General features: G+C 44.4%; 9 protein-coding genes. 5 read left to right on the top strand and 4 right to left on the bottom strand.

Annotated features, from left to right (window positions below):
• The coding region (locus JHD69_RS11840) for a hypothetical protein (protein ID WP_199140550.1) at positions 1–212 on the bottom strand (212 nt) is incomplete at its 3' end.
• 3 nt (positions 213–215) lie between these two features.
• Between JHD69_RS11840 and JHD69_RS11835 the strand changes: the two genes are divergently transcribed.
• The 5 genes from JHD69_RS11835 to JHD69_RS11815 all read left to right on the top strand — a co-directional run bounded on the left by JHD69_RS11835 (position 216) and on the right by JHD69_RS11815 (position 3,621).
• Positions 216–575, top strand: a complete 360-nt coding sequence (locus JHD69_RS11835) for a LytR/AlgR family response regulator transcription factor (protein ID WP_199140549.1) — start codon at positions 216–218, stop codon at positions 573–575.
• Positions 576–667: 92 nt separating this feature from the next.
• Positions 668–1,033: a hypothetical protein gene (locus JHD69_RS11830; protein ID WP_199140548.1), complete on the top strand. Its 366-nt coding sequence runs from the start codon at positions 668–670 to the stop codon at positions 1,031–1,033.
• Positions 1,034–1,155: 122 nt separating this feature from the next.
• Positions 1,156–1,713, top strand: coding sequence for a DNA-3-methyladenine glycosylase I (locus tag JHD69_RS11825; RefSeq protein ID WP_199140547.1), 558 nt, complete (start codon positions 1,156–1,158; stop codon positions 1,711–1,713).
• On the top strand, positions 1,710–2,465 hold the full coding sequence (locus JHD69_RS11820) for a helix-turn-helix domain-containing protein (RefSeq protein ID WP_199140546.1): 756 nt from the start codon (positions 1,710–1,712) through the stop codon (positions 2,463–2,465). Before JHD69_RS11825 ends, JHD69_RS11820 begins: the two co-directional genes overlap by 4 nt.
• A gap of 25 nt (positions 2,466–2,490) precedes the next feature.
• A complete protein-coding gene (locus tag JHD69_RS11815; RefSeq protein ID WP_199140545.1) occupies positions 2,491–3,621 on the top strand; it encodes an FAD-dependent oxidoreductase in 1,131 nt (376 codons plus the stop codon).
• A gap of 148 nt (positions 3,622–3,769) precedes the next feature.
• On the opposite strand, the gene JHD69_RS11810 is transcribed toward JHD69_RS11815, so the two are convergent.
• From JHD69_RS11810 to JHD69_RS11800, 3 genes are all read right to left on the bottom strand, one after another.
• Entirely contained in the window at positions 3,770–4,255 is a 486-nt protein-coding gene (locus JHD69_RS11810) for an acyl-CoA thioesterase (protein WP_199140544.1), read from the bottom strand.
• 51 nt (positions 4,256–4,306) lie between these two features.
• Positions 4,307–4,888, bottom strand: coding sequence for a TetR/AcrR family transcriptional regulator (locus JHD69_RS11805; protein WP_199140543.1), 582 nt, complete (start codon positions 4,886–4,888; stop codon positions 4,307–4,309).
• A 134-nt stretch (positions 4,889–5,022) separates the two neighbouring features.
• Positions 5,023–9,072, bottom strand: a complete 4,050-nt coding sequence (locus JHD69_RS11800) for a hybrid sensor histidine kinase/response regulator transcription factor (RefSeq protein WP_199140542.1) — start codon at positions 9,070–9,072, stop codon at positions 5,023–5,025.
• Positions 9,073–9,362: the final 290 nt, after the last annotated feature.

Below are 9,362 nucleotides of genomic sequence, written 5' to 3'. Positions count from 1 at the left end.
CCCCCCCCCCCCCCCCCCCCCCCCCCCCCCCCCCCCCCCCCCCCCCCCCCCCCCCCCCCCCCCCCCCCCCCCCCCCCCCCCCCCCCCCCCCCCCCCCCCCCCCCCCCCCCCCCCCCCCCCCCCCAACACCTTTTTTTTTGTCGTGGTTCGTCGGCAGCGTCAGATGTGTATAAGAGACAGCCAGGTTTCAGCAGGCTATCCAGAAAGTGCAAGCTTTGTTAAGACCTACGGAAATAGCCACCAATACAGAAGGACCTTGGCTTGTAGTGAGGGAAAAAAACAGAGGCAGCTGCCGGATCGAGCTCTCGGCTATTGTTTACATCAAGGCCAGCAAAGATTACATGAAAATTGTAACACCAACAGAACAGTTTACGGCATTGATAACCATGGCCAAATTAGAAGAGCTTTTGCCTGAAGCATTTTTTGTACGCACGCACAAATCTTACATGGTGGCTGTAAAACAAATCAAATTCCTCAGAAACGATAGTCTTTTGTTGCAAGACCAATCGTTTATTCCCATCAGCTCAAGCTATAAGGAAAGGGTAGAGGGCGTATTTCAAAAGAAACAACTGTAGGGTTTTTGTTATTATGGCGTTGTAATATCACACCTGAAAATACTTAATATGTATTGCTTTGCTTAAATTTGATTTTTACAAATAGGAGCAAGATGGATTCATTGGAAGATTTTTACCAGCAGATTGGCCGTGGCGCCAATAACGATTTGATGGCCTTGCTGCCCGAGGGCATTAACAAGGAGATCGGGCATTTCAATGTATTTGATACCAACGAGCTTTTTAAGAAGCGCCAAGAAAAGGCCTTTATGCCTTACAACAGAAGGGCTTATTACAAGATCAGTTTGATCAATGGCCGCAATAGGGCCGAGTATGCCGATAAGGTTATCGATATTGAGCAAAATGCGCTATTGTTTGCTACGCCTAAAATTCCATATCATTGGCTGCCTCAAGACGATAAGCAGGCAGGCCGATGGATTAATGGCCAGCGTATCGAAGTGTCGGGCGGCATGATGCTGTAGATTCTTTTGATCAATACCGAAGCCTCCAACTTACTTGGAGGCTTTTCTTTTTGTGCCAATAGTGTATAAATAGCCTTTCGTTTTTCTTATTTTTGGTTATCACAACCACTTGATCCAAAAATATGTCGTATTGCACAGCCATAGAAACCATGACCGCCGAGAGAAAGGCGCTCCACAAAAACTACCACGATAACCACTATGGTTTTCCCATACACAACGACAACGAGCTGTTTGGCCGTTTGGTGCTCGAAATCAACCAGGCAGGCCTGAGCTGGGAAACCATCCTAAAAAAAGAAGAAGGTTTTAAGAAGGCATACAGCAATTTCGACATCAAAAAAGTAGCAGCTTATACAGCCGCAGATCGCGAAAGGCTGTTGGCCGATCCGGCAATTATACGCAATCGGCTCAAGGTTAATGCGGCCATCGAGAATGCCAAAACCATACTGGGCCTGCAGCAGGAATTTGGTTCTTTCGAAAAATGGATCGAACATCACCACCCTAAAAGCAAAGAGGAGTGGGTAAAACTATTTAAAAAGACCTTTAAGTTTACCGGCGGTGAAATTGTGAACGAATTTTTGATGAGCATCGGCTACCTGCCCGGCGCACACGACGAGCATTGCAAAACACAGCGCGAAATACTGAAGCACAAACCCATGTGGTTGCAATCAGCCCCCATTTGATAACTGGAATTACATACCAATCTAAAAAGCCCGATGCTTCGCTGGCGCATTGGATAGAAAGTTTTTGGCTGTTGGCCAATATTACGGACGAGGAAAAAACAATAAGCATTTTGCCTGACGGCAGAATTGACCTTTTCTTTTCCAAAACCGCTACAGAACCTTTCCATGTGGTACTCTTGGGGTTGGAAAACAGCATGTCAAGTACGATAATCGCGCCTCGAACCCTCACTTTTGCCGTAAGTTTTAAATTACTGGGTGCCGAATACGTGCTCAAGCAATCTGTAGCCCCCTTGCTCAATGGGGGCATGCGCTTGCCCAACGATTTTTGGGAGATGGAAGTCGCCGATATTGACAACTTTGACGCCTGTTGCAATAAGGTTTCCCAAAAAATAAAGACGCTGCTTAACCAAGAACCCGATCCGAGGAAACTGGCCTTGTTTAACCTGATTTACGACAATAATGGCGATTTGCCCGTTAATGAAATGGCCAGCAAAGTGCATTGGACCAGTAGGCAGATTAATCGTTATTTTAACCAATGGTTCGGACTTTCCCTAAAAGCCTATTGCAATATTTTAAGGTTTAGGGCTTCTTTTGCCCAGATCAAAGCCGGAAAGTTTTTCCCCGAGCTGAACTTTGCCGATCAGGCGCATTTTATACGAACCGTAAAAAAATATGCCGGCGTGGCACCTAAGGCACTCAACAAAAATAAAAACGACCGATTTATTCAATTTTCTACCTTGCCAAAGAAATAGTTTTGCCTAACTAATTTCAATGACAATGTTAGAGACACCAAAAAATATAGCCATTATTGGCGGCGGACCAGGTGGTTTAACCTTAGCCCGATTATTGCAAATACAGGGCGCCAAAGTAAAAGTATACGAAAGAGACGCCAATAAAGAGGTACGTGTACAAGGTGCCACCTTAGATCTGCACGAAGAATCGGGATTAAAAGCATTGGCAGAAGCAGGACTGATGGATGCCTTTAAGGACAATTACAGGCCAGGGGCTGGCAAGATGCGCATTGTAGATCATAAAGGCACGATATTGCACGACGATGCAACAGATGAAAGAGAAGAAACCCGACCAGAAATTGATCGTGGCCCGCTGCGAAAAATCCTGTTGGATTCACTGCAACCCGAAACCGTGGTTTGGGATAGCCATTTTAAATCGCTCGTACCGAATGGAAACGGCTGGGCCATCACATTCATGAATGGCACATCGGCTATTGCCGATCTTGTAATTGCGGCCGACGGTGCCCACTCTAAAATCAGGCCGTTCATTACGCCAATTAAAGCATTTTACTCTGGAGTTACCATGGTAGAAGGAGTAGTGTATCATTCGGCCATCCAAGTGCCCAGTCTGCATCAATTACTCAACGGTGGAAAGGTTTTTGCACTCGAAGGAGGCAAAACTTTAATCGTTAGTTCAAAAGGCGATGGCAGCCTCGTGTTTTATACAGGTTGCAAAACCGACGAGCATTGGTGCAAGGAAATAGATTTTTCGGATAAAACCCAAGTATTGCATTGGTTTAAAAGCACTTTTGAAGGTTGGAGCGAAGCTTGGTTGGCGCTGTTTGACAAGGCCAGCCTGCCTTTTATAGCCAGACCACAATACTGTATGCCCTTGGATCAAACCTGGGAAGCTTTGCCCAATTTAACCATGCTTGGCGACGCGGCCCATGTAATGCCTCCATTTGCAGGCGAAGGGGTAAACATGGCCATGCTGGATGCTTTGAAGCTGAGCGAGTGTTTGGCCAAATACCCAAGCGCAGCCGAAGCTATTGCGCATTACGAAAAAGAAATGCGCCAAAGGGCAAGTGCAACAGCCAGAGACACCTTAGATCAAACCGAATTGATGCATACAGCCGATGGCTTGAAAAACATGCTCGAAATGTTTGCAGGACATTAAGGCTTTTTACTGCCCGCATTTTTGTTTTTGGTTAGCTTGGCATGTACTACATCAAACCCTTGGCAGTTGACACCAGCGTCTGGACTTACATCTGTAATAAGCAATACGGCATACCTTGCCGTTGGCTTAAAAACTGACCTATTTGGCTTTAGGCGAGGTTTCTTGTTTTTTTTAGGATGGCCAAAGACCGCTCGTCGAAAGTACTTTCCTGTAAAGGCATCAACACCCTTTCGAACAGTTCCATCAAGTCGGGGGCATGATTGGCTATTTTTTGGGTTTGTATGTTAAAATGAATAAATTTTGTCCAAAGCAGGGCCTTGAGTTCGGTTTCGTCCTCGTTCCACATTTTCAGCTCCACCAATAAAATCTTATCGGTGTACTGGATCAGTTGCGATTCGATGACTACAGTTTCCATCGTAAACGCTGGCTTGATGTAGCTGATTTGATTAGAAAGGACAACCCAGCTTACCCCGCTGCTCTTTAAGAATTTAAACACATCAAGTCCATAGCTTTCGGCTATCTGATCTTCGCGGGCATTGATAAAATAATCGAGGTATTTCGAATTGTTCAAGTGGTTGAAAGGGTCGCAGTCTTGAAACCTGATTTTTCTTTGGGTTTTTAATATCTTTTCCATGTTGGAGGTTTTAAGCTACATACCAATCGGTATGTGCGGGGTTAAAAAATTTTAGTCCTTTATTCTGTCAATTATTTCGTGGTCAATAAAATCCATAGCCTTGTCGATATAGCTTTCGTCGTTATGGGTAAAGGCGAGGAGCGAGCTACCTTCAATCATGGACAGGATAACCTTGGCATAGTCCACGGTGTTGACATCCTGTTTCAGTTCCCGGCTTCGTTTTCCTTCTTCCATAATCGACATAAGGCCATCCAGCATCCTTTTCGAGAGATTTTCGGCATGTTTAAATAGGAGCGGATTGATATATTTGGTGTCGACACCAACTCGCAACATCGGGCAGCCGCCCATATCCTTAACCAGTTTATAATAGCCACGCTGATAAGCCGTAATGGCATACAGTTGATGAATGGCGCCCTGTGTAGCGCCAATTAGCCTAAAAAGTGGATAAATAGCCGTTCTTACATTCAATTCGAAAGCCTTTTGGGCCAGTTCTTCCTTATTGGCAAAATTGCAGTAAATAGCACCTTTGGTCAATCCAGTTGCCTGGGTAATATCGGCCAAACTGGTGCCTATATAGCCCTGCTTGTTAAAAATGGGGGCAACTTTTGCCAATATAAATTCGCTGGTGTTCATGTTTTTGCCATTAAGCATAAGGCTTCGGCAATAAAGATAGCAATTACATACCAATCGGTATGTGAAAATTTAAAATAAAACAACAACGCTTTTATAGGCGCCTTTTTATTTTAAAATGAGGCAGTTTATTGAAACTAAGCTTCGTGGCTAGGTCCGGGTTCGCTATCGTCTGTCTCTTGGATAAATTCGGTTGGTGTTTTTCCGAACTCCCTTTTAAACTCGTTGCTGAAATATTTCCTGTCGCTAAAACCCACGGCATAGGCAATTTCCTTAATATTGAGCTCTCCCTGTTTTAAAAGTTGGGCTGCCCGCTTTAAACGCATCGCTTTTATGAATTCGTTTACGGAAACTCCGGTTACCGCGCGTATTTTCTTGTAAAGTACCGCCTGACTGATACCTATAATGGCACTGAGTTTGGGAATAGAAAAATCGCTGTCTCCGATATTTTCTTCCAAGATATGGATCAGTTTCTTCAAGAAAACCTGGTCTAGTCCGATAGGTTCGGGTATTTGCGGACTGAGGGAGAGCAGTTGCGCATATTTTTTCTGAAGCAATGTTCTCGAAGCAATCAGGTTCCTCACATTGAGCCGGAGCAGGTTTACATCAAACGGTTTGGTGATATAGGCATCTGCACCGGTTTCGAGACCGTTTATTTGGTGGATATAAGCTGCCCTGGCCGTAAGCAATATAACGGGGATGTGGCTGGTCCGGTCGTCGGTTTTAAGCTTGTGGCAAAGTTCAAATCCATCCATGCCGGGCATCATTACGTCGCTGATGACAAGATCGGGTAGTTTCTGGCTGCAGATTTGCCAGGCTTCCAAACCAGAAGAAGCCTCGAGAATCTGATAGTCTTGCTGAAAGAGGTGAATAATAAACTTCCTGATTTCCATATTGTCGTCGGCAATGAGCAGCTTCTTGCCTTTTTTCGAAGCTACCTCTGTAGCGTGCAAATGGGCTTCTTGTTGTGGATAATAGGTTTCGTTTTCTGGAGTTGCCTGATGCTGCAAGAGTTCGGCCGCGTTAAAATGCGCTGTTCCCTTGAGCAGGTAAAAACCGAAGCAGGTTTTTTTGCCGCCGCCAGCCTGCTCAAGGCTTAGCACTTTGATTTGGCCATGGTGAAGCTCAACTATGCTTTTTGAAAAGGCCAATCCAATGCCGGTTCCGATGTTATTTGGTTCGTCGGCCTGGTAAAAATTGGTAAAAATATTCGCCTGGTCTGTTGCCGATATGCCTTTGCCGGTATCGGTTACCGAAATATTGACCTTATTTGGCTCGTTAACGATTTCGAGTACAATTTTACCTCCATCCTTTGTAAATTTAAAGGCATTGGAGAGGAGGTTGAAGAGCACCTTTTCTATCTGTGCCTTATCAAAGTAAATGCTTATTTCGGTCTCTTGGCATTTAAAAATATAGTCAATGTTCCTGCTCTCGGCCATATTCTTGAAAGCCAGATAAATTTCGTTGCAAAAGCTTACCATGTTTTCGGGGCCGACATGAAGCCTCATTTTGCCAGCTTCTGCCTTCCTGAAATCCAATAGTTCGGTTACCAAACGCATCAGCCTATCTGTATTGTTTTTGACCACGAGCAGCTGTTTGTTCAATCCGTAATCGCTTTGGGTTTCGTTGAGCAGCTTGTCTAAGGGGCCGAGGATGAGCGTAAGCGGGGTTCTGATTTCGTGCGAGATATTGGTGAAGAAATTAAGCCTCGACTGGCCGGTTTCTTTTTCCTTTGCCAAGAGGGCTCTAATGAAAAGGTATCTTAATACAATAAAAACAACTGCACAGATGACAATCAGGTAAAACAAATAGGCCCACCAGGTTTTGTAAAATGGCGGGCGCACTTCGATAAGCAGCCTCGACACCTCCGTACTCCAAATTCCGTCGTTGTTGCATCCTTTGGCCAACAGCACATAATTGCCCGGCGAGAGGTTGGTATAGGTAGCGGTAGGCGTTTCTACATAGTTCCAGTTTTTTTCAAAGCCTTCGAGCTTATAGGCGTATCGGTTTTTTTCAGGCTTGATGAAATTGAGGATGGCAAAGTCGATGGAGAATACATTTTGCCTCGATTCGAAGGTAATCGATGGTGCTATGCTGATGTTTTGGGGCAACAGTTTGTTTTCGGAATCTATTTCAACCGGCTTATTGAACAATTTGAGTCCCGTGAAAATTACTTTGGGCGCAGCTTTGTTTTCCTTGATCTGGCCGGGAAAAAAGCTGATTAAACCGCTGAGGGTACCAAAATAAAATTCTCCCCTGCTATCTTTTAACGAAGAATGGTAGTTGAATTCGTTTGATGGAAGACCGTCTTTGACATTATAGATCCTAAATGAGTTTTCTTTTGGGTTATACTTGGCCAAGCCATTATCCGTGCTGATCCACAGGTTATCCTGGTCATCTTCTAACAGGCCAACGATATTGTTGCTCGGCAAGCCTCCAGTCTGACTAAAATGAAGGTAACTATTGCCTTTGGCATCGACTTTATAAATACCGTTGCGGATTGTTCCTATCCAAAAGTTGCCCTTCCTGTCTTCCAAAATACAACTGGCGCCACTACCGGCAAAAACCTCTTGGTTATTTATCTTTTTGGGTATAAAAGCCCGACTGTTGCGGGTTAACTGATACAGATCGTTAGTGGTGGCCAGCCAAATAGAATTGCGCGAATCTTCATAGATGAACGCAATGGGATCTGTGTTTCCATTTACTTGGTTACGCCCAAATTTGCCTGTTGCAGGGTCAAAAATGTTTAGCCCGCCGTTGGTGCCTACCCAAAACCTTCCTTTGCTGTCTTCAAATAAAGAGGTAATTTCATCTGAGCTAATCGACGTGCTGTCGCCTTTTTTGCTTTTATACCTCGTAAAGCTTTCGCTGGCAGGGTTGAACAGGTTAAGCCCGCCTAAATGTGTGCCCACCCATATACGGCCTTTCTTATCCTTTAAAATGGCTTTTATTAAATTTGAACCAACGCTGTTGGGGTTGTTGGGGCTAAAGAGATAATGGCGATAAGTGTTGGTTTGCCGGTCGAAATAATTGACGCCTTCGCCTTCGGTTCCAATCCATAGGTTATTTTGGCTGTCTTCGGTAATGGCACTGATTACCCTGCCGCTTAGGCCTTTGTTGTTGGGTTTGCTGCTGTAAATCCTGAATGGCGTATGGTTAGGGTAAACCATGTTTACACCTCCAAAATAAGTGCCTATCCAAATAATGCCCTGTTTGTCTTGAAATATGTCGTAAACAGAGTTTTGGCTCAGGCTGGCCATATCGCCAGGCATATTTTGTAAGATGGCCAATTTTTGCGTTGCAGGATCGTATACGTTGATGCCGTGCAGGGTGCCTATCCAAAGCTTGCCCTGGGCATCGATAATGATTTTTCTGATGTTGTTGCTTACAATGCCCACCTGGTTTTTATCGGAATAGGAGAGCGTGGTGAATTTTTCGGAAAGCAGGTTTAGTTTGCTCAATCCTGTTTGCTTGGTGCCTATCCAAAGGTTGTTCTCGCGGTCTTCCACCAAAGTAGTTACCCTGTTGTCGACCGCCTGGTTCATTTTGCCGTTGAAATCAGGATATTGCTTAAATGTGGCTTTGTTGTTGTTAATGGTGATACACAGGAGGCCAGAATTTGTTCCTACCCAAATCCTTCCCCAATGGTCTTCGGCTATGGCCCAAACCTTAAGGGCTGGGTTGGTTAAGAATCTTTTGAAGGAACGGTCTTTTTCCGAATCCAAAAGATTTAACCCATCTGATGCGCCGATCCAAATGCGCTTTTTGCTGTCCTGAAACAGGCAGTTCACTTTGTCGCTGCTTAAACTAGCCTGGTTTTTCGGATCATGCAAAATCCATTCAAAGTCATCGCCTTGTTCGTTGTAGATGCTTACGCCACGAGAACTGCCTACCCAAATGTTGCCGCTTTTTGTGGTGAGAATAGACGCCAGAAAATAGGATGAACTTAAGCTGCCAGGTTTGTCTTTTTCGTTAATGTAGGTCTTGATGGTTCTTGAATCATATTTATTAAGGCCAAACCTGGTTCCGAACCACAAAAATCCCTTGCCATCTTGGCCAATAGAAAGGACAGAACTTTGCGAAAGTCCGCTTTCCAGATTCAGCTGTTTAAAGGCAATATTGTTCTGGGCAAAGAGTGCCGGCGAATACAGTAGTAGTACAAAAAAAAGTATCGAGCGCTTAGTCATCATCTTGGGTAGATACACACCGATTAAGGTAGATAAAAACTAAGTTACAATTTTTGTTAAAGTGATTCACGAGACTATTAAATTATTAGTGAATAGAATTTTTACCCCATTTAGATAGGATTTTCACCCTATCGAATTTCAATGAACCTATAGTTTTGGATAATGTGGCAATCGGATTTACCGGGATGCTTTAAAAACTATTTACTGTTTTCATAGAAAAGAAAGGAGAGCGAGCAAGAAACCAATCCACAACAAGCGCCACCTAAAGGCAGGTGGAACCATGCTATTAA

This window comes from Pedobacter sp. ASV12 (assembly GCF_016429155.1).
GTDB lineage: Bacteria > Bacteroidota > Bacteroidia > Sphingobacteriales > Sphingobacteriaceae > Pedobacter.
This window is presented reverse-complemented; position numbering and strand designations above follow the sequence as displayed.